Origin of the sequence: Agromyces badenianii (assembly GCF_003070885.1) — a bacterium.
In the GTDB taxonomy this organism is placed as follows: domain Bacteria; phylum Actinomycetota; class Actinomycetes; order Actinomycetales; family Microbacteriaceae; genus Agromyces; species Agromyces badenianii.
In genome coordinates this window covers 1,357,940-1,382,838 of the sequence record NZ_CP028913.1, presented here as the reverse complement: position 1 = coordinate 1,382,838, position 24,899 = coordinate 1,357,940, and the positions used below count along the sequence as shown (strand labels likewise).

Annotated in this window: 22 protein-coding genes and 2 pseudogenes; 6 read left to right on the top strand and 18 right to left on the bottom strand. The window is 67.6% G+C overall.

Annotated elements, in window-relative coordinates; translation table 11 throughout:
• Positions 1–24: 24 nt before the first annotated feature.
• The gene (locus DCE93_RS14895) at positions 25–831 is read right to left on the bottom strand and encodes a ComEC/Rec2 family competence protein (RefSeq protein ID WP_276329515.1); all 807 of its coding nucleotides are present in this window, start codon (positions 829–831) and stop codon (positions 25–27) included.
• A gap of 81 nt (positions 832–912) precedes the next feature.
• Positions 913–1,593: pseudogene (locus tag DCE93_RS14890) on the bottom strand (ComEC/Rec2 family competence protein); the annotation flags it as partial.
• A 366-nt stretch (positions 1,594–1,959) separates the two neighbouring features.
• Between DCE93_RS14890 and DCE93_RS06585 the strand changes: the two are divergent.
• Complete coding sequence (locus tag DCE93_RS06585) at positions 1,960–2,583, top strand: hypothetical protein (RefSeq protein ID WP_146184951.1); 624 nt, start codon at positions 1,960–1,962, stop codon at positions 2,581–2,583.
• Here the strand turns inward: DCE93_RS06585 and DCE93_RS06580 are convergent.
• The 6 genes from DCE93_RS06580 to DCE93_RS06560 all read right to left on the bottom strand — a co-directional run bounded on the left by DCE93_RS06580 (position 2,510) and on the right by DCE93_RS06560 (position 7,648).
• The gene (locus DCE93_RS06580; protein ID WP_244284259.1) at positions 2,510–2,845 is read right to left on the bottom strand and encodes a winged helix-turn-helix domain-containing protein; all 336 of its coding nucleotides are present in this window, start codon (positions 2,843–2,845) and stop codon (positions 2,510–2,512) included. The genes DCE93_RS06585 and DCE93_RS06580 overlap by 74 nt on opposite strands.
• Before the next feature lie 64 nt (positions 2,846–2,909).
• Positions 2,910–3,143, bottom strand: a complete 234-nt coding sequence (locus tag DCE93_RS14415) for a hypothetical protein (protein WP_146184950.1) — start codon at positions 3,141–3,143, stop codon at positions 2,910–2,912.
• On the bottom strand, positions 3,140–4,297 hold the full coding sequence (locus DCE93_RS06575) for a PIN domain-containing protein (RefSeq protein WP_108595177.1): 1,158 nt from the start codon (positions 4,295–4,297) through the stop codon (positions 3,140–3,142). The genes DCE93_RS14415 and DCE93_RS06575 overlap by 4 nt, the downstream gene beginning before the upstream one ends.
• Before the next feature lie 245 nt (positions 4,298–4,542).
• Positions 4,543–4,767, bottom strand: coding sequence for a helix-turn-helix transcriptional regulator (locus DCE93_RS14885; protein WP_108595176.1), 225 nt, complete (start codon positions 4,765–4,767; stop codon positions 4,543–4,545).
• The gene (locus tag DCE93_RS06565) at positions 4,767–5,834 is read right to left on the bottom strand and encodes a restriction endonuclease subunit S (protein ID WP_108595175.1); all 1,068 of its coding nucleotides are present in this window, start codon (positions 5,832–5,834) and stop codon (positions 4,767–4,769) included. The genes DCE93_RS14885 and DCE93_RS06565 overlap by 1 nt, the downstream gene beginning before the upstream one ends.
• Positions 5,831–7,648, bottom strand: coding sequence for an HsdM family class I SAM-dependent methyltransferase (locus tag DCE93_RS06560; RefSeq protein ID WP_205647491.1), 1,818 nt, complete (start codon positions 7,646–7,648; stop codon positions 5,831–5,833). Before DCE93_RS06560 ends, DCE93_RS06565 begins: the two co-directional genes overlap by 4 nt.
• 317 nt (positions 7,649–7,965) lie before the next feature.
• On the opposite strand from DCE93_RS06560, the gene DCE93_RS06555 reads away from it, so the two are divergent.
• Entirely contained in the window at positions 7,966–8,736 is a 771-nt protein-coding gene (locus tag DCE93_RS06555) for a YfbU family protein (RefSeq protein ID WP_108595173.1), read from the top strand.
• A 53-nt stretch (positions 8,737–8,789) separates the two neighbouring features.
• The gene (locus DCE93_RS06550) at positions 8,790–9,596 is read left to right on the top strand and encodes a ComF family protein (RefSeq protein WP_108596636.1); all 807 of its coding nucleotides are present in this window, start codon (positions 8,790–8,792) and stop codon (positions 9,594–9,596) included.
• Here DCE93_RS06550 and DCE93_RS06545 read toward each other — a convergent pair.
• The 10 genes from DCE93_RS06545 to DCE93_RS06500 form a co-directional block, all read right to left on the bottom strand.
• The gene (locus DCE93_RS06545; protein ID WP_108595172.1) at positions 9,583–11,013 is read right to left on the bottom strand and encodes an SIR2 family protein; all 1,431 of its coding nucleotides are present in this window, start codon (positions 11,011–11,013) and stop codon (positions 9,583–9,585) included. The genes DCE93_RS06550 and DCE93_RS06545 overlap by 14 nt on opposite strands.
• Entirely contained in the window at positions 11,010–11,756 is a 747-nt protein-coding gene (locus DCE93_RS06540) for a primase 1D-like protein (RefSeq protein ID WP_108595171.1), read from the bottom strand. The genes DCE93_RS06545 and DCE93_RS06540 overlap by 4 nt, the downstream gene beginning before the upstream one ends.
• Positions 11,757–11,798: 42 nt before the next feature.
• The gene (locus DCE93_RS06535; RefSeq protein WP_108595170.1) at positions 11,799–11,981 is read right to left on the bottom strand and encodes a hypothetical protein; all 183 of its coding nucleotides are present in this window, start codon (positions 11,979–11,981) and stop codon (positions 11,799–11,801) included.
• 1 nt (position 11,982) lies between these two features.
• Entirely contained in the window at positions 11,983–12,642 is a 660-nt protein-coding gene (locus DCE93_RS06530) for a ComEA family DNA-binding protein (RefSeq protein WP_108595169.1), read from the bottom strand.
• A gap of 104 nt (positions 12,643–12,746) precedes the next feature.
• Positions 12,747–15,320, bottom strand: coding sequence for a leucine--tRNA ligase (gene leuS, locus DCE93_RS06525; protein WP_108595168.1), 2,574 nt, complete (start codon positions 15,318–15,320; stop codon positions 12,747–12,749).
• A gap of 75 nt (positions 15,321–15,395) precedes the next feature.
• Complete coding sequence (pabB, locus tag DCE93_RS06520) at positions 15,396–16,775, bottom strand: aminodeoxychorismate synthase component I (protein ID WP_108595167.1); 1,380 nt, start codon at positions 16,773–16,775, stop codon at positions 15,396–15,398.
• 4 nt (positions 16,776–16,779) lie between these two features.
• Positions 16,780–18,510, bottom strand: a complete 1,731-nt coding sequence (gene cydC, locus DCE93_RS06515) for a thiol reductant ABC exporter subunit CydC (RefSeq protein WP_108595166.1) — start codon at positions 18,508–18,510, stop codon at positions 16,780–16,782.
• Positions 18,503–20,149, bottom strand: coding sequence for a thiol reductant ABC exporter subunit CydD (gene cydD / locus DCE93_RS06510; protein WP_108595165.1), 1,647 nt, complete (start codon positions 20,147–20,149; stop codon positions 18,503–18,505). Before cydD ends, cydC begins: the two co-directional genes overlap by 8 nt.
• Position 20,150: 1 nt before the next feature.
• A complete protein-coding gene (gene cydB, locus DCE93_RS06505) occupies positions 20,151–21,155 on the bottom strand; it encodes a cytochrome d ubiquinol oxidase subunit II (protein WP_108595164.1) in 1,005 nt (334 codons plus the stop codon).
• Between the two features lie 13 nt (positions 21,156–21,168).
• The gene (locus tag DCE93_RS06500) at positions 21,169–22,581 is read right to left on the bottom strand and encodes a cytochrome ubiquinol oxidase subunit I (RefSeq protein ID WP_108596635.1); all 1,413 of its coding nucleotides are present in this window, start codon (positions 22,579–22,581) and stop codon (positions 21,169–21,171) included.
• Positions 22,582–22,692: 111 nt separating this feature from the next.
• Here DCE93_RS06500 and DCE93_RS06495 point away from each other — a divergent pair, with 111 nt between their 5' ends.
• The 3 genes and pseudogenes from DCE93_RS06495 to DCE93_RS06485 all read left to right on the top strand — a co-directional run.
• Positions 22,693–23,067 carry a BlaI/MecI/CopY family transcriptional regulator gene (locus DCE93_RS06495; protein WP_108595163.1) on the top strand — a complete coding sequence of 125 codons (375 nt, stop codon included), beginning with the start codon at positions 22,693–22,695 and terminating at the stop codon, positions 23,065–23,067.
• Positions 23,068–23,069: 2 nt separating this feature from the next.
• On the top strand, positions 23,070–24,014 hold the full coding sequence (locus tag DCE93_RS06490) for a M56 family metallopeptidase (RefSeq protein ID WP_108595162.1): 945 nt from the start codon (positions 23,070–23,072) through the stop codon (positions 24,012–24,014).
• A gap of 132 nt (positions 24,015–24,146) precedes the next feature.
• A pseudogene (locus tag DCE93_RS06485) lies at positions 24,147–24,776 on the top strand (DedA family protein); the annotation flags it as partial.
• Positions 24,777–24,899 lie beyond the last annotated feature (123 nt).

The window sequence follows — 24,899 nt, the reverse complement described above, 5'->3', positions numbered from 1 at the left end:
CACCTCCCGTTCGTCACGTCGAGTCTACGGGCCGGCGGTGACACCGGCGGTGTCGCGCTCGCTCCAGAGACGGAACCCCTCACCGTCGGCGGTCAGCAGCGCCGTGCCCGACCGGTCGGTGCGCACCACCGCGGTACCGGCCGACCGGAGCAGCTCGAGCACCCGTTCGGTCGGATGCCCGTAGCCGTTGTCGACGCCGACGCCGATCACGCCGACGGTCGCGCCGAGCTCGCGGTACAGGCGCTCGCTCTGGTCGGCCGAGCCGTGGTGGGCGATCTTCACGAGGTCGACCGTGCCGATGGCGGCCGACCGCAGCATCCGATGCTGAGCCTCCTCACCGAGATCGCCGAGGAAGACGCCCCGATACTGCGGAGTCGAGACATCCAGGACGACGCTCGCGTCGTTGCCGGGCACCGCGTTCGCCCGCGGCCAGAGCACACGCCACCTGGCGTCGCCGAGGATGCCGCCGAACCCGGCGACCACTTCGACCGACTCGGCGCCCGCCGCAAGCAACGGGCCCAGCGCACGGGTCGAGCGCTCACCGTCGAGCGGCCCGTGGATGACGGTGTCGACGAGGCCCGCCACGGCCGACGCTCCTCCGACGTGATCCGCATCCCAGTGGGTCAGCACGAGCAGGTCGATATGCGTGATGTCGAGGAACGACAGGCACCGAGTGAGTGCGGCAGGCTCGGGTCCGGTGTCGAGAAGGGCCGTCGCCCCGCCCGAACGCAGGATCACGGCGTCACCCTGCCCGATGTCGCACGCGGCGACATCCCAGTCGGCCGGCCGCGTCGTGGCGCCGATCAGCGGCCGACCGGCGAAGAGGCCCACCGGTGCGGCGAGGGCGAGGAGCAGCACCGCGACGGCCAGGCCGCGGAGTCGACTCCGACGTCGCGAGCCGAGCGCGAGCCAGAGCGCGATCGCCGTGCTGGCGGCCAGCAGCAGCGCGCCCGGGGCATCCGGCAGCCACTCGAGCCGCGCAGCGGGCATCGTCGAGGATGCGCGGGCGAGCAGGGCGATCCACGATGCCGGCAACCACGCGAGCTGCAGGCACGCGAAGCCGAGTGATGGCAGCACCGGGAGCAGCAGGCAGCCGATCAGGCCGACGACCGTGCCGACGGGCGCCGCCGGCGCCGCGAGGAGGTTCGCCGGCACGCCGTAGAGCGCGAGCGCCGGGTCGAGCAGCACGAGCACCGGCTGGCACGCCAACTGGGCGGCGAGCGGAACGCCGATCACGGCCGCGATCGGCACCGGCATCCACCGGGCGAGGGCGCCGGTCAGCGGCCGCGCGAGGAGCAGGAGCCCCGCCGTCGCGAACACCGACAGTGCGAAGCCGTAGTCGCGGGCGTACCAGGGGTCGACGGCGAGGAGCACCACGACCGCGAGCGAGAGAGCGGCGACTCCCCCGCCCGGCCGCCCGACGGCGACGGCGATGAGCACGACGACGGCCATCGTCGCCGCTCGAACGACGCTCGCCTCTGGGGTCACGAGAGCGACGAATCCCGCAAGCGCGGCGAGGGCGACGCCGACGCGTGCGAGTCGAGGCAGCCCGAGCAACGCCGCGAACGCGAACGCCGCGGCTGTCACGATGGCGCAGTTCGCCCCGGGCGGTGATGATCATACGGATGAGTCGTATATCCCGAATAGAAATCCCAGTTCCAGAGGCATTATTCGTCGCGCCACGAATACGCTTCCCGACTCCGATTTGCCTTCCCATCCCGTATCCAGACCCGATTCGTGAGGCGATACGGGTTCCCAATGAACTGCGAAACGGTGCAATGGCTATCGCATCGGTGTGCATATGACAAGGATGACGGAGCAGATGAGTCGAATCCGCATCGGATTGGCATTCCCAATCGGACTCGCATCGATTCCGATGCCGCGCGGCGTGGAGGGCTCGATCCCACTGACCGAGCGTGTACCTTCCGAGCCACAGGTCTCGACGGGGTGATACCTGACGTGGGAATCGCCGGAGGGGCGAGCGGAGGAGAAGTAGGGGTCGTGTTGATAGACGTGCTGCTCAATGGGCATCGGGTGCCGATCGACCGTGGCGTCTTCATGGAACTGCTCGAGAACTCCGTCGTGAACGCACGCGCGCCCTACCTGCACGCGCTCGAGCGGAACGAGATCGTCTACTCCGAGCTCGTGGACCTCGCGCGAAAGGCTGAGGTGCCGCACCCACTGTTCTTCGCTCCCTCGTCACTCGTCCAGGCGCAGGTGCAGGCCAAGGCCGACAAGCTGCTGCAGGGCGTCGCCCCGGACACGTTCACGGTGAATACGCGGACCATCGTGAAGCTGCGGGACGTCGAGCTCATCGTGAAAGACCTGCTTCGCAAGCAGTCGCTCCTGAAGAAGCACGATTCGGAGCTCACGAAGAACAAGATCGTCGGGCTCCTGCGCCGGTCGCGCGGAACTGTGCGCGATGACGCCGACCGGCTGATCGCCGCCCTGGGACTCGATCGTCACGCCCTCCGCACGACGCGCAAGAAGGAATCCGTGCTGGAGCTGATCATCGAACGCCTCGAAGCCAACCAGGTGCTCGGCGGATGTCGCGCTCGCGCACACCGCCGGGGAACAGGCTGATGAGCTGTCGGCCGGCGTCGGTGATCGTGTAGTGGCCCCGCTTCGGCCGAGAGAGCGCGCCGACGTTGGTGAGGAAGGAGACCGCCCAACCGATGCGGTTCTCGTACTTGACCTGGCTGCCCGACGGAAGCATCTCCTGCTTTTGCGTCTCCGTCAGCCTCGCCGCATCGGCGACCAGCGGCTGGAACTCCCGCCAGTGCCGCACGATCCCGTCATCAAGGACACGGAGCGTGGGGATCATGAAGCCTTCCCAGTTCGGCATCTGCTCAGTCACTTCATGCCCTCCATGGGATTCATTCCTAGTCCTTCAGTCCGAGTGATGATAGTCAGCCCTCGGATTCGGTCGGCGGCTCATCGATGTCGGCGATCATCCACCCTGGCAGCGGATCTGACGGCAGCTCCTGCAGGAATGCGTTCGCAGCGGCGGGATCAGCAACAGGGAGATGGTCCTGATCGGCCCAGAGGCACTCGGGACAACCGACATATACTCCGGCGTCCGATTCGTACGCGAGCAGCGGTTCACCGCAGTTTGGGCATCGCGCCGTGTAGCTGTCAGTCATCGTTTCAGCTCACGTGCGCCACCGTGCGTCGCCAAGGGTGTGAGCAGGGTGATCTCCTCGACCTCGTCGACGGTGAGCTCGACGCTGTCGATTGTCGCCGCTGTGAACGCCGCGCTCAGCACGAACCGCGCTCGACGTGGATGTTCGATGACCCGAAGCATCTCCCGGCTCCAGTCCTCGTAGTAGGCGTAGCCATCGGCACTTCCCATGTTTCGGTCGATAAACCCGTCGAGCGAGCAATCGGCCTCGATGCCCACGGTGAGTGTCATCTCCCCTTGGTCTCCGGTGTGGTAGACCTCGTACCCAATCGTGCCCATGTCCGGGAAGATCCGGTCGAACACCGCATCGCTCAACGAAGTCCGGAATGGATGTTCGTATCGATCGTCATCCCCGAAGAGGTCAAAGTCAGGCTCCGGAACGGCGCCCTCAAGGCCCTGCAGCGCTGTCTTGACGAGATCCGCGACGTGCTGGGCGGTAAACGCCCCTTCGACGACGCGGAGGACCTCGGCGAGCGGCTTGATCGCCCCGTGCTCAAGTGAGGCGCGCAGGAACGGAACGACTTCGAAGGCCTCAAGGTCGGGCATCTCCGCCCGTAGATCGGGATGGAGTGTGCGATCCCTTTTGCTCACGCAGAAATCGCCCGAATTGTTCGTCACGAAGAGCACTGGAGTCGAGGGTGCGACACCGGCGCAGATCACCTTCACCGTCTCCCAGATCAGCGCGTCGCGGAATCCTTTACCCGTCGATGCGAACGGCTTGCGCTCATCGAGATCACGCTCGAGCAGATCTCCGAGCGGAACTTCCGGATACCGCGGGACCTCAACGCCATTGCGGGTAAGCATGGTCGCGGCGGCGTCATAGAACACCGAGCGCCCCAACGACGGTGCGACGCTCGAGGTGACGGTCGCTACGTCGGCATCCGCGAGCACACCGTTGATCGCTGCGTGCGCCTTCCGGAAGTCGCGACGCCTGTCCGCAAGATCCTTCGCCCACTGCCGTGACAGCTCATACAGCACCACTTCAGGTATGACCAGTCGAATCCGGCCGGTCCGGACGAGCGCGAGAAGAAGTGCGCTATCTGCGCGGGTGAACGGTCTGCGTCCATGCACCGCGGTCGAGTCGAGGATGACGACGGGATTCAGGGTGTCACCCATTGTCAGAGTTCAGGACGTCTGGGGCTACACAGTGGTCTCGATCGCTCATCCCGCGATCTTATCTACCGCGATGACCACACAGCCGTCGAGAACGAACGAGGCCATGTCGTGATCTAAATCTTCCTGGTCAGGAGCGCGTCGACCAACGCGGCCCGATCAGCGACCTCGTTCATCAACGCGCGGCCTATCTCCGCTGCACAGGTCGCGAGGTCAGTGACGTCCTGCTCGTTCCGATGTGCAAGCTTTCATGGCGGCGAGTCATTTTTCCGTACGTCCAGTACGAGGTTGAGCACTTCGACAAGGCGATGGAGAGTCCGTGTCGATGCTTCCTCGCCAAGCTCAACACGCGAGATCGTCGGGCGCGAGACGCCCGCTCTCATGGCCAGCTCTGTCTGTGACCAGCCACGTTCCAACCGAGAGGCTTGGATGCTCTTGCCAAGACCACGTGCTTCACCGGGCGGACGGCTCATCAACTCGCCTTGAGCGACAGGAGAGCGTCGAGCGCCCGCTCCCGCTCCATCATGACCTCGAGCATCGCCGCCTCCATGTAGCCCCAGTCGGGTACCCCTGCGGCAGTCGCCGGAAGGAGTACGGTCTCGTCCTCGAACACAGCGCCATTGCGCTTCCACGCGAAGCTGTAGTTAAAGCGCTCGATGCTCTTGTCGAGGCAGGCCACGAGGAACAACCCGTTCCACTGGTTCAAGCGCGGATGATACGCGAGCTGCAAGTCACCGCTGCCCACGAACGGCTCGGCCTGGTAGGTGTTCCGGCCGATGCCGCCATTGCCGTTGCAGATCAGCGCGATGCAGTTGCCTTCGCTCGTCAGCGACCCATCGTCGTCTTTGACGTCCCGAACGTAGCCATTGTTGGCATAGCTTGCAGCAATGTAGGGGACGTCCCCGTCCAGAAACGAACCCGCCCCTGTGCCTCGTCCGCGCACGATCTCGGTGAACAGGTCGACTACCTTAAACTCGGACCATCCGTTCATGTCAACGACGTGGCGCGGGACGTCCGGGAGGGCAAAGAGGATTTCCAGCGCCTTTTCGCGCTCCTCCATCGTGGCGCGCATGACGGACTCCATGAATTCCCAGTCGGGCTCGCCTGCGGTCGTGACGGGGAGTCGAACGGTCTCCGCTTTCAACGTGTCGGCGGAGCGTTTCCAGGCGAAGCTATAGCCGAACACCTCAACGCTCTTGTCGAGGCAGGCAACGAGGAACAGCCCGTTCCACCTGTTGAGGCGAGAATGATATCCGAGCATGAGCTTCACGCTGCCGACGAAGGGTTCCGCCTGGTACGTGTTCCGGCCTATGCTGCCGTTTCCGTCGCAGATGAGGGCGATGCAGTTGCCCTCGCTGGTCAGCGATCCGTCGGAGTCTTCGACACTGCGCGCATGGCCGTTGTTCACTGTGCTTGTGGCAATGTAAGGGAGGTCCCCGTCCGTGAGCGCCCCAACATTGCCGCACTTGCCGTGCTCCATGCGCTCGAAGAAGTCCACGACCCGGAATTCGCCCCACGCGCTCGTATCGATGCGCTTCACTTCGACACCTCCACCTGCACGGTGGTAGGTGTCTCAGTGACGTTCGACGAGTACATCGTGATCGCGCCCAGGCGCTCGCGCACGGCCTTCGCGTCGATGCCGCGCTGGAACATCGCGTACTCCATGGCCGTGCGCGCGAGGTCCTCATGTGTCAGCACGAACGGCTTCACCGGGGCCTGCCAGCTCAGGCTTTCCGCCGGATCCACCCACTGGCCCGTGCCGAACTTGCTGTCGTCGTTGCGCTCGATCGCGTCGACCCAGTACTCCTCAAGCGCGGGCCACTTGCCACGGACGTCGTGTCGGCCCTGGTTCTTGACAGTGATCAGCCCGTCGTCCTCGACGTTGACAGCGAAGAACTTCTTGCCGTCCTGCGGCTTGCCCGCCTCAAAGACGAAGACGCTCGTGGTGACGCCCACGCCGAAGAACAGGTTCTCGGGCAGCTTCACGACCTTCAGCAAGCGGTGGTGGCGCAGGATGCGCGAGGTCTGGGTCTTGCTCGTCTTATCGAGCTTCTTGTCCGGCAGGATGAAGCCGCACAGGGTACCGCGGCCGACGCTGTCGAGGACGTTTTCGACGATGGTCATGCATCCGAACTTGTTCTCGTACGGCGGGTTCATCAGCACCTTGGTGGCACCGGTCTGCTCGATCCAGCTCCGAGCCGTCTCCGTGCGTGCGTCCATGTGGGCGAGGTTCGTCTTGCCGTCCTTGTGGATGAGCATGTTCGCGCACGCCAGAGCGTAGATCTCGCGATCGAATTCGATGCCGTACAACTGCCTAGCCTTGATCTGCTTCGCCTTCGTCGTGTTCACGCCGCCGGCCTGGCGGATCATGTTGCTCATCGCCTTGACTAGGAAAGACCCCGACCCGGCACATGCGTCGAGGACCTTGTCGTCCTTGTCGACGCCGAGCAGGCGGTACATGAAGCCGGTGACGTGGTCTGGGGTGAAGACTTGGCCCGACTCGCTCTTTTTCTTGTAGCGGTTGAACTCGTTGAAAAAGATCGCCATCACGTCTTCGCCCTGCCAGGCGTTCGAGTTGATGAGACCGGAAATCTCGGTGACCCAGTCGATGAAGTCGCCGATCAGGTTCGCGAGGCGAGCGACTGCCCGCGGGTCGTCCTCGTCGGTCGAGACGTTCATCTTGATGTCCGAGTACACCTCGGCGAGGAGGGACAGCTTGGTGTTCTGCTGGACATCGGACCGGATCGCTTTGTTCAGCGCACTGAGGATGCCGTTGTGGAACGCGTCGTAGTCCATACCGCGTACCAGGACCGCTTCGTACCGGCGCGCAACGAGCGCGCACGCCGTGAAGATCATGCGGTGGTACAGATTCTTGATGCCGAAGTCACCGTGGAGGGAGTTGTTGATGCGCTGCGTCAGCTCGTAGATGCGTGCCTTGTCGATCGGCCGGTCTGTAAGTTTCGAGAAGTAGTACTCCTTCGGCTGGAGTTCGTCAGGCACCTCCAAGGGCTTGCCGTTGACATACGCCCGGGTACGGTCGCCGTCGTAGACGACGCCGACGACGAGGTCGTACTGCGTCCGCACGGTCGCGCAGTACTTTTCGACCTGCGCGCGCAGGGCGGGTGCGTCGATCGGCATGGCATCGGGAGCCTTGGTTTCGAGTACGAGGGCCACTGTGCCCTTGTCAGCCGGTAGGTACCATCCGTCGGGCTTGTTCTGCGATCCCTCGCCACGGAAGCCGAGCTGCATCAAGGTCGTGATCTGTCCGACACCGCTCTGTGCCACGTTCTTCGGGACGTCGGCAAGACCGAGGACATCCCGTGCTTGATCTCGGACCTGATCTTCGGTCTTCACTGCCACTCTCCCACTCACCATTGCATCAAAAATATATCAATGAGGCTATCGCACACAGCGATCAGGCGGAACAAGCGAGGTCGACGGATATCAGTCAGGTCGCACCTGCGTCCCCTCGGGTACTAGATGATCGTTGCCGTCTCGCAAGGCAGAACTGTACGGATGGGCCGGCCAGACAGGTCATCGATCCCGGCCGCCGCCATTTACTGACCGCGTTCTCCACCGGCGCGCCAGGAGGCTGAACTCAGGAGTCGCAAAGCTCTTTCGTGCGTATGACGGTGTTACACTTAGCGTCATACAGCAACCAGGAGATTGACATGGCAGTTCTGAACATTCGAGTCGACGATCGCATCCGCGATCAGCTCAAGGAGATGTCGGACGATGAGGGCGTCACGCTCAGCGAGTTCGTCAGGGACCTCCTTATGGAGGCGGTGGTGCCCGTCTACGAGCGCGAGGTGAAGCACGGCGAGGAGCCGCCGGCCGAGAGCATGCGGATCGTCGATCGGCAGGTCCTCTCCCTGCTGCATCGGATTCTTGGCCGGGTGCTGCCGGAAGATGCCAACGACGTCGACGGCGACCTCGAGTACCAGCTCATGCGGGCGAAGATCCTCGAGGAGGGCTACACCGGCGCGTACTGGTACGAGACCGCCGGGTTCAGCACCGAGCTGTCGAAGCGCGACTGCGCTCGCGTCTCGGACATCCTGCAGATGTTCCGGATCATCACGTACAGCATCGACCACCTCGCGAAGGACGGGACGCCCATTGACGAGAAGCTGGCGTTCCGACTCGAGTTCCAGGGCTTCGACCACAACGACGCGCTGGAGGGGCACATGGCCGGCTACGTCAAGTTCCTGATGGGCGACGATCGCTGGACCGAGCTCCAGCCCCAGATCGAACGCAACGACAACGGCAATTCGCACGCCCTCATGCTCGACACGTACCTGCGCATGCTGTCCGAGTACCGTCGAATCATGGACGGTCGCAAACGCGGATTCAATCGGTACGACTACCTCCTGTCCGGCGATGAGCTGGCACAGATCTCCGCCGCGCAGGTGCACCCGTCGAACCGCATCGCCGATGGTCACTAAGCCGACGATGCACTCGGATGTCCATCGGCATGGCGCAGACTGAACTCGTGAGCATGCCCGCTGATGCACGGGTCGACGAAGTTCGACGTGCCGCGACAACCCTCGCCTCTGCGCACGAGCCTGCGGCTGCTCCGATCTCCTTCCGCATCGGTGATGAGCTGCAGGCGCTCGTGCTGCCCCCGGGCGCGCTGGAGGGGGTCTGCGTCTGGTGCCACGGGCTGCTCGCCGATCGAGTCGACCTGTGCTTCAACTGCGACGAGAACTCGCGCGCGCTCGACGGCGTCGTCCAGCCGATCATCCCGATCTCGTTGTACGCGAAGCCGAGCCCGCTGCGCGACTGGCTGACGTTCTACAAGGACGACGGTGAGGTCGCCGCGGACCCGTCGGCCCGGGACGCGATCGGGACGGTGCTGGAGCGATTCTTCACCGAGAACGAAGCGTGGGTCACTCGCCTAGGCGCCGACGGCGCGATCATCGTTCCGTCGACGTTCCGGCCTCCGCCCCACCCGCTCGCCGTGCTCGTGCGCGAGCGCGGGTCGCTGCCATTCGAGGTGCTGCACGGGCTGAGCCGGACATCGGCGAACCTCGGCCACAACCAGCCGAACACGGACGCGTTCGACGCGTCGGACGACCTCCGGGGGAAGCGAATCCTGCTCCTCGACGACGTCTACACCTCCGGCGCGCGGGCGCAGAGCGCCGCCTACGCCCTGCGCCGCGTCGGCGCCGAGATCGTCGCGCTCTGCATCATCGGTCGAAGGTACAACCCGGGCTATAGCGAACAGAGCTCAGCCGTCTTCAGCAGGCAGAGCGCCGAGACGTTCACCTGGACGGTCGACGTCCGCGACGCTACTCGAACATGAGGCGCTTGATCAGCATCCCCGCGGCGTGCGCGGCGAGGGTGGCCGAGCCGGTTTTCAGCTGATCCCACCACGCCAGTTCGTCTGTGCTGTCGAGTCCGAGATCGGCGGGATCCATAGCATCCCAAAGGATCTTCGCCGCTCCCCCGGTCGCCCCGACGGGGATGACGAGCACGCCGTGGGTCTGCGCAGCCGCGACCTCTTCGCCAGTTCGCGAGCCGCCGCCGATGACGACCATCGCTCGCACCTGCGGGAAGACGAAGTCGCGCATCTCATCGAGGGTGCGCTCGGTGAAGATCGCCATGCCGACCCGGTGCTCGATCGGGATGGACTCGTCGCCGGTCTCCGCCTTGCGGTAGTAGAAGCGCACCGACTCCGGTCGGTATTCGCTCGAGGCGAGCGCATACCGGAAGTGCCGACTGACGACCTGCCCGGCGGGGCCGCCGAACGACACGATCGTGGGCCGGGCGGATCTATTCGATCCGGCGAGCGTCATCGCGAGGGTCTGAGCGACGGACATCGAGAACCGGTCCTCATCGGTCGTGCCGGTCGCGTCGAAGCTCCCCGACACGAACAGGAACTCGGGACGGCACCTCACCTCGAGCTGGCTCAGCAGCGGTGAGAGATCTGCATGCGAATCGATCATGTGCACATTCACCCCGGCTTTCTCCAAGTCTGCCACGCGGAGCTGCTGCAGGCGGTGCTCAACAGGGTCGGCCTTCGCCGCGAAGACGACATAGTGCGGCGGCGCATCAATGTGCGCCGGCAACGACCGCGACAGTCGCAGCAGCAGGTTGAGGTTCGGGTCGTCGAAGCTCAGGCCCAGGAAGAGGAAGCTGTTCGTCAACCAGGCTGCGCGCAGCCGCGTCCAGGTGATCGGATGCTGCTCCTCGTATCTCTCGAAGTCCGATCGGGTGATCACCGGAGCGACCTGCCATCCCCGCTGGCCCTGCGCGTCCCGCGTGAGCGAGCCGTGCATCTTGGTGACGCGCTTGGTGCTGGTCCCGGCCGCCGGCTTCCCCGCGTAATCCTGCTCCCCCACCACCCACTGGTACTCGCGGTCCTGGGCCTTGAGCGACTGCTCGACGAGCAGGTCGTAGTTCGTCGTCCAATAGTCGCGGATTGGCAGCTGCGACAAGGTGTCGTGCACATCCGTCGGGACGACGTCGACGTCGATCTTCCGCTTGATCGCTGCGTGGAGCGCGCCCTCGCCGTCGGTGTTCGCGATGTACTGCGCCGCCAGCGGTGCGTCCGCGAGCCCGGCGGGGACGTCCGCGGCGACACGAGCATCGTCAATGAGCGCATTCCAGTCAGGAAGACCGGCAGCCATCGACGTGCCCGCGCCGACGAACACCGCGGCGTCCCCGACGGCCACGGCCTCGGCGAACTTCGCGACCAGTTCCTTCATCGTCACCGTCATGACTCGGTCCTTCCTGATGGCACGACCTCGCCGATCACCTTCGGAACCACCCCGCGCTCGTTCGCCGAGAATCGCAGCGCGCCGACCTGACCTCGGATCTGATGCGCGATCCAGCGCTCGTCGACGATCGGAGTGAGCAGCAGGGCGCGTGCCCAGAAGTCGAGCTGCTCCTCGCGCGTCACCAGGTGATGCCCGTAGAAGTGGAACGAGCGCGCCGACGAGCACAGGATTCCGGCCGTGTCGAGCACTTCGGCTGCGGCTCGGACGGTCGCCGCGGATCCAGGTCGAGTCGCTTTCGACGTGAAGTCGAGCATCGGGAGGTAGCGGTCCTGGCCGTTTACGAGCGTGATCCACGACTGGAGCGCGATCGAGTCGCGTCCATGCGAGGGGGCACGGCAGGCCAGCTCAGCAAGCTCCGACGGGGTCTCGCCCGACGTGACCATTTCGATCGTCTCGTGCCGAGTTGGATCCTGGTGGTACATCGCCGAACGGAGGATGTCAGCAGGCACACCCTCGCGCTCGAGCTCGCCGGCGATGAACAGCGCATGCCAGAACGGAATCCCCTCAGCCGAACGGATGGCACGCGCCTGCTCGATGAGGAGCTCGCTCGCCTCTGCACCGGCGACCCGACGCTGCACCCGGGGAGCCGCCGTGATGAAGCTCACGCGGATCGTGCTCCCATGCGGGACGTGCGCAAGGATGGCGGACGTCAGCGCATGGACTTCGTCCTGCTGCTCGATCATCGTCGGAACTCCTTTCCCCTCGTCGTTCCATGATCCCTGAACTTAGAGCCAACCTCTGACATCGCTCGGTTCACCGCCGATCGCGATGCTGCCGGCGACCCCCGCCGCCGCCCACAGGCTCCACGCGAGTGTCGCCGCACCGTGCCCGGCATCGGGGAGTCCGATCGCGCACCAGGCGACGGCCCACGCGACGGCCGCGGGCGCGAGCAGCCGGGCATCGACCATCTCAGAGCGCCACGAGCTTCTCGAGACCCGAGAACACCGCGTCGCCGATGCCGGCGACATCGAGCAGTTGATCGACGGAGGTGAACGGCCCGTTCGCCTCACGCCAGTCGATGATGCGCTGGGCGAGGGCTGGCCCGATGCGCGGGAGCGTGTCGAGCTCGGCGACGTCGGCGCTGTTCAGGTGCACGAGCCCGTCGGATTCGCCCGATGCGCCGCTCTCGCCGCCGGCGGGCTGCGGCGCCTGACCCAGCACCGGCACGGCGAGCTGTTCGCCGTCGACGAGCTGGCGCGCGAGATTCACCCCCGCCGGATCGGCGTCGGCAGTGAAGCCTCCGGCGGCCGCGACGGCGTCGACGACCCGCGCACCCGCCGCCAGTTCGACGAGCCCCGGCCGCGCGACCGCGCCGAGCACGTGCACGAGCACCGGCGGAGCGCCGATCGTCGATGACGGGTCGGCCGAGGCATCCGCCGCCGCACCGGATGCCTCGATGCGCGCCTGCTCGCCGCCGCCACCCGCTTCGAACGACATGAGCGCCGCGACCGCCACCGCGAGTACGAAGAGCACCACGGCGGCGCCGACGGCCACGCGCACGCGCGGGCCGGCACGGCGAGCAGAGGGGTCGAGCGCCGCCAGCGGATCGACGGCATCACTCGCGGGCATACCCGCACGGTATGCGGCCCGACGCGGCGTCACCTGACGAGCAGCGCCCTCAGTACACCCGTCGCGGCTTCCTCACCCTGTCGAGGAGGAGTCGCGAAGCCGCGTCAGCCCCTCGTCGCGATGTTCACGAGTCGGGGTGCGCGCACGATGACGTTGGCGATCTCGCGATCCCCAACCACACGCGACACCGCGGCCGACGCACGTGCCAGCACTTCGAGCTCGTCGCCCGAGATCTTCGGCGACACCTCGAACCGGTCGCGCACCTTGCCGTCGACCTGCACGATGGCCGTCACCGACTCCTCGACGAGCAGCGCCGGGTCGGCCTTGCGCCACGGCACGAGGGCGACCGTCGGCTCGTAGCCGAGTCGCTGCCACATGTCTTCGGCGGTATACGGGGCGAACAGGTCGAGGATCATCGCAGTGACCTCCGAGGCCTCCCGCACTGCGGCATCGCCGGCGCCCGCACCGGAGTCGATCGTCTTGCGTGTGGCGTTCACGAGCTCCATGAGCCGCGCGACCACGACGTTGAACTTGAACGCCTCGACGAGACCAGGGGCGTCGGCGAGCAGTCGGTGCGTCACGCGGCGCAGCGCAGCATCGCCCGTCTTCCACTCGATCTCGGGGCTCGACGTGACCTCACCCGAGATGCGCCACGCACGCGCCAGGAACTTCGAAGCGCCGACCGGGGACACGTCGGCCCAGTCGATGTCGTCTTCCGGCGGGCCGGCGAACGCGAGCGTGACCCGCAGCGCATCGGCGCCGTGCGCATGCAGCTCGCTCGCGAACTCGACCAGGTTGCCCTTGGACTTCGACATCTTCGTGCCGTCCATGATGACCATGCCCTGATTGAGCAGCGACGTGAACGGTTCGGTGAAGCTCAGGTAGCCGAGATCGAAGAGCACCTTCGTGATGAAGCGGGAGTAGAGCAGGTGCAGGATGGCGTGCTCGACGCCGCCCACGTACTGGTCGACGGGCAGCCACTTCTCGGCCTCGGCCGGGTCGAAGGCGCGCTCGTCGTTGTTCGGGTCGAGGTAGCGCAGGTAGTACCACGAGGAGTCGACGAAGGTGTCCATCGTGTCGGAGTCGCGGCGCGCGGCGCCGCCGCAGCTCGGGCACGCGACATTGGCCCACTCCTCGGCGGCACCGAGCGGGCTCGAGCCCTTCGGCTTCAGGTCGAGCCCCGCGGCATCCGGCAGTCGCACCGGCAGATCGGCCTCGGGAACCGGCACCTCGCCGCACGATGGGCAGTGGATGATCGGGATCGGGGTGCCCCAGTAGCGCTGGCGCGAGATCAGCCAGTCGCGCAGGCGGTAGTTCTTCGACGAGCGGCCGAGACCGCGCTCGGAGAGGAGTTCGATGACCCGGCGGATCGCGTTGGACTTCGAGAGCCCGTCGAGCGGGCCCGAGTTCACGAGTCGGCCGTCGCCCCCGAGCGCGACGCCGGTGGACGCCGGGTCTTCGGCCGGAAGGTCGTCGGGCAGCACCGGGTCGCCGTGCTCATCGAGCTGGATCACCGGAATCACGCCCGTGACGGGAGCGTTCGTGTCGACGACGACCCGCACCGGCAGCCCGAAGGCGCGGGCGAAATCGAGGTCGCGCTGGTCGTGCGCCGGCACCGCCATGATCGCGCCATGACCGTAGTCGGCGAGCACGTAGTCGGCGGCCCAGATCGGCAGGCGCTCGCCGTTGACCGGGTTGATCGCGTAGCGCTCGAGGAAGACGCCGGTCTTCGGCCGGTCGGTCGAGAGCCGGTCGATGTCGCTCTCGGCGCGCACCGAATCGAGGTAGTCCTGGAAGCGCGTGCGCACCTCGGCGGATGCCCCGCCGGCGAGTTCGGCCGCCAGATCGGAGTCGGGAGCCACGACCATGAACGTCGCGCCGTACAGCGTGTCGGGACGGGTCGTGAAGACGGAGATGCGCTCAGAGCGCCCCTCGATCTCGAACTCGACATCAGCGCCCGAGGAGCGGCCGATCCAGTTGCGCTGCATCGAGAGCACCTTAGACGGCCACGCGCCCTCGAGCTGGTTCAGGTCGTCGAGCAGGCGGTCGGCGTAGTCGGTCACGCGGAAGTACCACTGCGTGAGCGCCTTCTTCGTGACGACGGCGCCGCAGCGCTCGCAGTGGCCGTCGACGACCTGCTCGTTGGCGAGCACCGTCTGGTCGTTCGGGCACCAGTTGACCTGGCCGGCCTTGCGGTACGCGATGCCCTTCTCGTAGAGCTTCAGGAACAGCCACTGGTTCCACTTGTAGTACTCGGGATCACTCGTGTGGAGCTCCCTCGACCAGTCGAACGACGGAGCGTACTGGCGGAACGAGCGCTTCTGCTGCTCGATGTTCGCGTAGGTCCACGCACGCGGGTCGATACCGCGCTTGATCGCGGCGTTCTCGGCCGGCAGGCCGAACGAGTCCCAGCCGACCGGGTGCAGCACGTCGAAGCCCTGATGCCGCCAGTAGCGGGCGACGGTGTCGCCGTAGCCGAACGCCTCGGCATGGCCCATGTGCAGGTCGCCCGAGGGGTACGGGAACATGTCGAGGATGTACTTGCGCGGCCGGGTGTCACCGGGAAGGCCGGCGCGGAACGGTTCGGACTCGTCCCACACGGGAAGCCACTTCGCCTGGATGGCGGCGAAGTCGTAGGCGCCGGCGTCGGCGTGCGCGGGGTCCTGGTCGTGTGCCACGTGACTCTCAATCGTGTATCGCTCGGGAAGCTTCCGGGCGCGCCGGAACCGGGCGCACTCGGTTCTCCAGCCTACTCACTCCGAGGCGGGCATCTCCGCGCCGAGCACGTCGAGCAGCGCCCTCGCCTTGACCCGGGTCTCCTCGACCTCTTCGGCCGCGACCGACAGTGCCGTGATGCCACCCCCGGTTCCGACGCTCGCACCCCTCGGGGTGAGCACGATCGAGCGGATCACCATCGCGAGGTCGGCGCTGCCGTCGACGCCGAGGTAGCCGAACGCGCCCGAGTAGATGCCCCGAGGCCCCTGTTCGAGTTCGTGCAGGATCGACATCGCGCTGCGCTTGGGCGCCCCGGTCATCGAGCCGGCCGGGAACGCCGCCTCGATCACATCGAGGGCGGTGAGCGGATGCCGCAGCTGAGCAGTGACCGTCGAGACCAACTGGTGCACGTGGGCGTACTCCTCGACCTCGAGCAGGCTCGGCACCTCGACGGTGCCGAGCGCGGCGATCCGGCCCAGGTCGTTGCGCATGAGGTCGACGATCATGAGGTTCTCGGCGCGCTCCTTCTCGCTCTCGAGGAGCTCACGACGCAGCGCCTCGTCGGCGACGGGGTCCGCGCTCCGCGGCCTGGTGCCCTTCATGGGCTTCGTCGAGACGAGGCCGCCGGGCTCGACGAGCAGGAACTGCTCCGGCGAGGCGCTGAGCAGTGCGATGTCGCCGAAGCGCAGGTAGCCGCCGTGGTGGCTCGGGCTCGTGCGCCGAAGTCGCAGGTACGTCTCGAGGGGGTCGGGGCGGACGTCGACGTCGATGCGATTGGTGAGGCACAACTGGTACGCGTCGCCGCGGGTGATCGCCGCCTGGCACGCCGCGATCATGCGGGTGTATTCGGGCGCGGCATGGCGCCAGTGCGATGCCGGGCGCGTGGATGCTTCGACCCGAGGGGATTCGGGTTCCGTGGTCGCCTCGGCGGGCAGCAGCGCGATGGCCGCGGCGAGCTCCAGCGCCCACGTTTCGCCGGCGGCCGGGGCGTCGGATTCGAGCCACTCGAGTCGCACTCGGCCGCCGGCATGATCGAACACGATCGCACGATCGGCGAAGAGGAATGCGGCATCCGGCGTCTCCGCCCGACCGAACGGCAGGCCCGCCGTGCGGGTCCCGAACTCGTAGCCGAACCATCCGATCCAGCCGAGGCGGGCCGGTGAGGCGACGTCTGCCCGGGCATCGACGACGTCACCGCCGAGCGCATCGGCGAGTTCCGCGTAGACCGTGTCGGGCTGGGCATCCCCCGCGAGCACCGTGCTGTCGGCGTGCGCCCAGGCGATGACGCTCGATCCGGCGACCGCGCCATGACCGCCGTCGAGCCAGACGGCGGTGTCCGCTCGGGCGGCGAACGCGCTGAAGACCTGCGCGGGTTCGCGCCAACTCGCCAGCGCGAGGCTCCGGATGCGGCGGGGCATCCCCTCAGCCTAGGACGACGGCCCGCCCGTCGCCGATCTCGAGACGACGATCGACGAGTGCCGGGTCGACGCCGGCGTGGGCGATGAGCACGACGCTGCGTTCCGGCCCCGCCGCACCGAGCATTTCGGTGAGCAGCGCGTCGGCCCGGTCGGGATCGACGTTCGCGGTCGGCTCGTCGAGTACGAGCACCGGGAACTGCGCGAGCATGGCCCGCGCGAGCGCGATCCGTTGCGCCTGTCCGCCGGAGACGAGCGCGCCGCGTTCACCCACCCGCGCGTCGAGGCCGCCGCGCTCGGCGACCCAGTCGGCCAGGCCGACGCGGTCGAGCACCTCGAGCAGTTCCTCGTCGCTCGCCGCCGGGCGCGCGAAGAGCAGGTTCTGCCGGATGTCCTCGTCGAAGAGCCACGGGCGCTGTTCGACGAGGCCGACGGTGCGCCGCACTTCGGCGGGATCGAGCGTGCGCGCCTCGACGCCGTCGAGCCGGTACGAGCCGCGGTACTCGAGGAAGCGCACGAGGACGTGCGCGAGCGTCGTCTTGCCCGAGCCCGACTCGCCTTGCACGAGAAGCCGCTCCCCTGGTGCGAGCTCGAGGTCGAGTCCCTCGAGCACCGCGGGACCACCGGGCCACGCCGCACCGACCGACGTGAGCGTGATCGCGGGCGGGGCGTCGCGAACGCCCGGCGCCGCACCGGACCGATCGGAATCGGGACGGCCGTCGTGCTGGCGCTCCGTGCTGCCTGCGAGCGGGTTCGCGGGGGCCACGGGAATCTCGGGTGGCACCGAATCGGGCACCGCGTCGGCGACGCGTGCGGCGCTCACGCGCGCGACGCGCCAAGCGGCCAGCCCGATTGGGATGGCGCCGGCGACCTCGGCGATCGCGAGCGGCACGAGGCAGAGCACCGCGAACTCGGGGCCATCGATGCCGCCCGCCGCGAGGGCCGGCCAGGCCACGAGCAGGCTCGCCAGCGTGGCGAAGCCGCCGATCGCCGTCACGACGGCCGCCGCCGCACCGGCCGACGCCGAGCGGGTGCGGGTGGCTCGCTCGAGGTTCGCGCCGATCGCCCGGATGCGGGCCCGATCGTCGCTCGCGGCATCGAAGGCGACGAGCACGTCGAGCGCCTGCACGTGGTCGACGACGGCCGCCTGCAGCGCACCTCGGAGGGGCGCGATCGAGCGCTCGGCCCGGCCCGCGGCGGCCCGCTCGGCGAGGAGTGCGACGAGGAGTCCGATGGCGAGCACCGCGCCGACGGCGACGGCCGCTGCCGGCGCGAGCATCGCCAGCGCGGTGACCGCCGCGATGAGCACGAGTACCGCGCTCACCACCGGCTGCACGGCCCGAAGGGTGACGTTCTGCAGTTCGTCGACATCGCCGACGAACCGTGCCAGCAGTTCGCCGCGACGGCTCGTGCGGAGTCCGTCGGGCGCGAGCGGCAGCATCCGCTCGAAGATGCCAGCCCTGATGCTCGCCAGCTGGCGGAACGAGGCATCATGGCCGGTCAGTCGCTCGAGGTACCGGAACACGGCGCGTCCGAGCGCGAACGCCCGCACCCCGACGATGCCGAGCTGGAGGTAGAGCACCGGCGGCTGCTCGGCCGCGCGCGCGATCAGCCACGCCGAGCAGGCGAGCAGTGCGATGGTCGAGCCTGCGGAGGCGACGCCGAGCAGCACGGGCAGCGCGAGTCGACTGGGCGCCGGCACGGCGCGCCGCATCACCGACCGGGTGCGATCAGACATGCGCCACCGCCGTCAGCGACACGACGCGGTCGGCCGCGTCGAGGAGAGCCGGACGGTGGGTGGCGACGACGATCGTGCGCCCCTGAGCGGCGAGCTCACGCAGGTGCCCGACGAGTTCGGCCTCCCGTCGTTCGTCGAGTGCCGAGCTGGGTTCGTCGAGCAGCAGCAGCGGTGCGTCGCGGGCGAGCAGGCGGTGGATGGCCCGGGCCGTCGCAACTCGTTGCGCCTGTCCTCCCGACAGACCTGAACCGCCCGCGCCGAGCTCGAGCTCGGCAGCGAGGTCGACGCCGCCGAGCCGGAGCGCCTCGGTGAGCACGGCCGGACCCGCGTGCTCGTCGCCGAGCCGCACATTCGCGGCGATGGTTCCCGCCAGCAGCGTCGGCGATTGTCCTGCCCACGCGACTTCGGCCCGATCCGACGGTCGCGCCGCCGCGTCGAATGGCGCACCGCCCAGCGTGACGTCGCCCGAGGCCGGCACGAAACCGAGCAGCGCCCGGAGCACGCTGGACTTGCCGGCACCGCTCTCCCCGGCGAGAGCGAGGATCTCCCCCGGCCCGGCGTCGAAGCTCAGCTCCCTGACGATCTCACGATCGTCGAGGCGCACGCCGAGGCCCCGAACCTGCAAGCCCGCGCCGGCCGCCGAGGGAGCGGACGACCCGCGCCTCGTCTGCTGCTCGCTCACCGGGGCATCCGCCGCCTCGAACAGGTCGAAGGCATCACGGGACGCCTCGACGCCCTCTGCGGACGCGTGGAACGCCGCGCCGACGTTCCGCAGCGGCAGGAACACCTCGGGGGCGAGAACGAGCACGAGGAGCCCCGCCGCGAGCGTCATGTCGCCGGCGACGAGCCGCAGCCCGATCGACACGGCGACGAGCGCCACCGAGAGGCTCGCCGCGAGCTCGAGGGTGAAGCCGGAGAGGAACGTGACGCGCAGCACCTTCATCGTGTGCACGCGGTAGTCGTCGGTCACCTGGCGGATGCGCCCGGTCTGCCGCTCGGCGCGGCCGTAGAGCATGAGCGTCGACAGACCGCCGACGACCTCGAGGAACCCGCGTGACAGCGACTGCAGGCTCGACCACTGGCGACGCTGCACGACCTCGGTCGCCATGCCGATGAGTGCCATGAAGACGGGGATGAGCGGCAGCACGATCACGAGGATCAGCCCGGAGAGCCAGTCGGAGAGCCAGGCGGCCGCGATGAGGAGCGGCGTCGCGACCACGGTGAGCACGAGCTGCGGCAGGTATCGCCCGAAGTACTCGTCGAGCGCGTCGAGCCCCGGACCGAGCAGCGTGGCGATCCGAGCGGTCGGGAATCCGGGAAGGCCGCCGGGGCGTCGCTCGATCGCGGCGAGCAGTTCAGCGCGCAACTCGCCCTTCACGCGCATCGCACCGGCCGACCCGGTCCACTCCCAGAGCCAGGCGGCGAGGGCGCGAACCGAGACCGCGGCGGCGAGCACGATGAGCGGCAGCGTCGCCTCGGGCCAGTCCATCCCGTCGATGATCCCGGCGACGAGCGTCGCGAGCGCCCAGGCGAACGCGATGATCGCGAGCGCCTGGACGAACGCGAGCGCACCTCCCGCGAGCAGGAACCGACGAGCCGCACGCGAACGGCGCACGAGCCTCGGATCGAGGGGTTTCACGTCAGTGCGCCGCCGCCTCGATGTGCGTGCGCGTCACGCGCTTGCGGAAGATCCAGTAGGTCCAGCCCTGGTACGCGAGGATCAGCGGGAGGAAGATCACCGCGGTCCAGGTCATCACCGTGAGCGTGTACGGCGTCGAGGAGGCATTGGCGATCGTCAGGCTGTTCGCGGGATCGTTCGAGGCCGGCATGACGTCGGGGAAGAGCGAGGCGAACAGCGCGAACACGGCGGCCGCGATCGTGACGGCCATCAGCACGAACGCCCAGCCCTCCGCTCCGCGAACGTTCGCCAGCCAGGAGCCGATGAGCGCGACCGCGGCGACGGCGGCGAGGATCCAGAACCAGCCCGATCCGAATGCGAAGCCGGTCCACACGAGGAAGGACGCCGCGACGACCACGGTGATGGCGCCGGCCCTGGTCGCGAGCGCCCGCGCCCGATCGCGGATGTCGCCCTCGGTCTTCAGGGCGACGAACACGACGCCGTGCGTGAAGAACAGGAGCAGCGTCGTGGCGCCGCCGAGCAGCGCGTACGGGTTCAGCAGATCGAAGAAGCTGCCGATGTAGTTGTAGTCGGCATCGAGCGGCACGCCCTGCACGATGTTGGCGAATGCGACGCCCCAGAGGAGCGCCGGCACGGCGCTGCCCACGATGATCATCCAGTCGAAGCGTCGCTTCCACGCCGCTTCAGGGCGCTGGTGCCGGTACTCGAAGGAGACGCCGCGGGCGATGAGCGCGAGCAGGATCAGGAGGAGGGCGAGATAGAACCCCGAGAAGAGCGTCGCGTACCACTCGGGAAACGCCGCGAAGAGAGAGGCTCCCGCGACGATCACCCAGGTCTCGTTGAGGTCCCAAACGGGGCCGATCGTGTTGATCAGCACGCGACGGTCGGTCTCGTCCCTGCCGAGGAACGGCAGGGACATGCCGACGCCGAAGTCGAACCCGTCGAGCACGAAGTAGCCGACGAACAGGAAGGCGACGATCCAGAACCAGAGCACCGAGAGATCCATGTGTGCATTCCTCCTAGTACACCGTGGTGGGTTGTTCGACGCGCCCCGTCTCGGGGTCGGGTTCCGCGAGTTCCGGTGGGCCCTGCTTGACCGCGCGGATGATGAGTTTGAACTCGACGACGGCCAGTGCGCCGTAGATCAGGGTGAAGGCGACGAGCGAGATGAGCACATCGAGACCCGAGACGTTCGGCGACACCGCGGATTCGGTGAAGAGCTGGCTGAAGACGATCCAGGGCTGCCGGCCCATCTCGGTGAACACCCAGCCGACGATCATCGCGGCGAGCGAGAGCGGGAAGCTCCAGACCGCGGCCTTCCACACCCATGCCTGCTTCGGCATGCGACCCTTGCGGGTGAGCCACAGGCCCACGAGCGCCACGAAGATGTGCAGGAACCCGAGGCCCATCATCCAGCGGAACGACCAGTACGTCACCCAGAGGATCGGCGTGTAGTCACCGGGGCCGAAGAGCTCCTGATACTGGGCCCGGAGGTCGTTGATGCCCTCGACGCACCCGTCGAAGCTGTGTGTCGAGAGCAGCGAAAGCAGGTACGGCACCCGAATCGAGAAGAGCTCGCTGGATCCGTCTGGCGTGCCGAGGGTGAAGAGCGAGAAGGAGGCGTCAGCGCCGCACACCGTGTCGAAGGCGGCTTCGGCAGCGGCCATCTTCATGGGCTGCGTCGCGACCATCGCGAGGCTCAGCTGGTCGCCGAAGACGACGGTGAGCACACCCGACACCACCATCATCCACAGGCCGAACTTCAGGGCGGGCCGCATCGTGTCGAGGTGCTGATTGCGAGCGAGGTGCCACGCCGCGGCCGAGATGATGAGACCGGCGCCGACCATGAAGCTCGCCGCGATCGTGTGCGGAAATGCCGCGAGCGCCACGGGGTTCGTCAGGAGCGCCCAGATGTCGACCAGCTCGGCACGCCCGCGTTCCTCGTTGATCTGGAAACCGACCGGGTTCTGCATGAACGCGTTCGCGGCGATGATGAAGTACGCCGACAGGATCGTGCCGACCGCGACGATCCAGATGCTCGCGAGGTGCAGCCCCCTCGGCAGGCGATTCCAGCCGAAGATCCAGATGCCGATGAAGGTCGCCTCGAGGAAGAACGCGAGCAGCCCTTCGAGGGCGAGCGGTGCACCGAAGACGTCGCCGACGAAGCGCGAGTACTCCGACCAGTTCATGCCGAACTGGAACTCCTGGACGATGCCCGTCACAACGCCCATGGCGAAGTTGATGAGGAAGATCGTGCCGAAGAAGCGCGTGATGCGCAGGTACTCGAGCTTGCCGGTGCGGTACCACGCGGTCTGGAAGATGGCCGCCGAGGTCGCGAGGCCGATCGTGATCGGCACGAACAGGAAGTGGTAGACGGTGGTGAGTCCGAACTGCCATCTGGCGAGGAGCAGCGGGTCCAGCAGCTCGTTCACGGATGCCCCTTTCACACGCGATCGCGTCGTGATCTTCATTCGTTCTACACGCGGTAGAACCTACTTCTACCGAGCGTAGAACATTTGGCCCATCGGCGGTAGTCTTGAAGCATGGCGAGTCTCGGCGATCTGGAGCGCTCCGTGATGGAGGTGCTCTGGTCGCGCGACGCCAATCTCACAGCGAACGAACTTCGCGACGCACTCGCACTCAGCGACGGCGAACCCGGGCGCGCCGTCGCCACCACCACGGTGCTCACGGTCCTGTCGCGCCTCGAGCGCAAAGGATTCGTGACGCGGACACGAGACACTCGGCCGCATCGCTATCGAGCGCTCCTCACGCGGGAAGAGCACACCGCCGAACTCATGCACGAGGTGCTCGACCGTTCGAGCGACCGCGATGCGGCGCTCGCACGCTTCGTCGGCACCGTGAGCAGTGGTGAGGCCGCGACGCTGCGGCGCCTCCTCGACGAGCTCTCCCGGCCTTGACGATGCTCGCGGTCGCCGCTCTGCTCGGCGGATTCGCCCTCCTGCTCGCCTGGCCGGTCCCCCTGGCGTTGTCACGGGCGCTCTGGCCATCACGGTCTCCGGCGATCGCGCTCGCCCTCTGGCAGGCGATCGGCCTGGGCGGCGGGCTCGCGATGATCGGCTCGCTGCTGGTGTTCGGCGCGTCGCCGGCCGGCTCGCTCCTCGGTGCCGCGCGCGCCCTGCTCCCCCACCTCGTCGAGGGTGACATCCCGCCGGCATTCGGCGTGATCCACATCGCCGCACTCACCCTCGCCGCCGGACTGGCCGCCCACCTCGCGCTCAACCTGGCACTCACCGCCGTGCAGGCCGAGCGCGAGCGGCGCCGCCAGCACCAGCTCATCGCCATCCTCGGCGATCCGATGCCCGGACAGCCGCGAACCCGGGTGCTCGCGCATCCGATCCCGCTCGCGTACTGCGTGCCCGGCATCCGCACTGCGACCGTGCTCACCAACGGACTGGTCGACGTGCTCGACGAGCCCGAGCTGCGCGCCGTCATCGCCCATGAGCGGGCGCACCTCGATCAGCTCCATCATCTGGTGCTCCTCGCGTTCCGCGCCTGGCACAGCGCGCTGCCCTGGTTCCCGATCGCGAACCGTGCCGAGCGCTCCGTTGCGCTGCTCGCCGAGATGCTCGCCGACGACCAGGCCCGTCGCGTCGCCAGTGACGATGCGCTCCGGCGGGCGATGCTCCAGGTCGGCAGCGGCGGCGAGCCCGGAGCGTACGCCGATTCCGGCGGGGTGATCCCCGACGCCGCGATGCTCGAGGCCCGTCTCGCTCGCCTCGGCGGGCCCGGCGACGTCGACGATCACCCGAACGTCGCAAACCGGGCAATGGTGGCCTGGGCGGCGGCCCTCATCGTCGCGGTTCCGATCGTCTCGCTCCTCGCGACGCTCGGCCCGATCGCCTAGGCCTCGCGGCACGACACGCCTGAGCGGTCGCCCGACTTCGGTGGCGACCCCGACCCCGGTATCGTCGCGAGCCCGCGAGAATCACCCCGAAGTCTGATGTGGCGGTCCAGCGCTCCTCGCTACGCTCGAACGATGAACGAGATCCTCGATTGGATCCTCGACACCGTCCAGGCCGTCGACCCGGTCGCGCGCACCCTGCTCGCCGGACTCGGCATGATGCTCGAGACCTCGGTGCTGATCGGCCTCGTCGTGCCGGGCGACACGATCGTGATCGTGGCGTCCACCGCCGTCGGCGGGCTCGTCGAGTACTTCGCGCTCACGATCACGGTCATCATCGGCGCCCTCATCGGCGAGAGCATCGGCTTCGCCCTCGGGCGCTGGTTCGGCCCCCACATCCACCGTTCGTGGGTCGGCCGCAAGATCGGCGACGAGCACTGGACTCGCGCGCAGCGCTACCTCGATCGCCGCGGCGGCCCGGCCGTCTTCATTTCGCGATTCCTGCCGGTGCTGCACTCGCTCATCCCCCTCACGGTCGGCATGAGCTCGATGCGGTACCGGAGGTTCATGGCCTGGACCGTTCCGGCGTGCGTGATCTGGGCCTTCGCCTACGTCACCGTCGGGTGGCTCGCCGCCGGCAGCTACCGCGAACTCAGCCGTGAGCTGCACTGGGCCGGCTATCTGTTCGTCGGGGTCATCGCCGTGTTCCTGCTTGTGGCATGGGGCGTGAAGAAGCTCCTGGTCCGGTCCGAGGCGAAGCACATGACCCCGACCGCGGTGCGCGATGAGACAGCGGAGACGCCCGCGGCGACGGTTCCGGATGCCACGACCCCGTCGGCGACGACGCCCGCGGCCGCGGTTCCGGATGGCGCGACCTCCGCGGTGCCG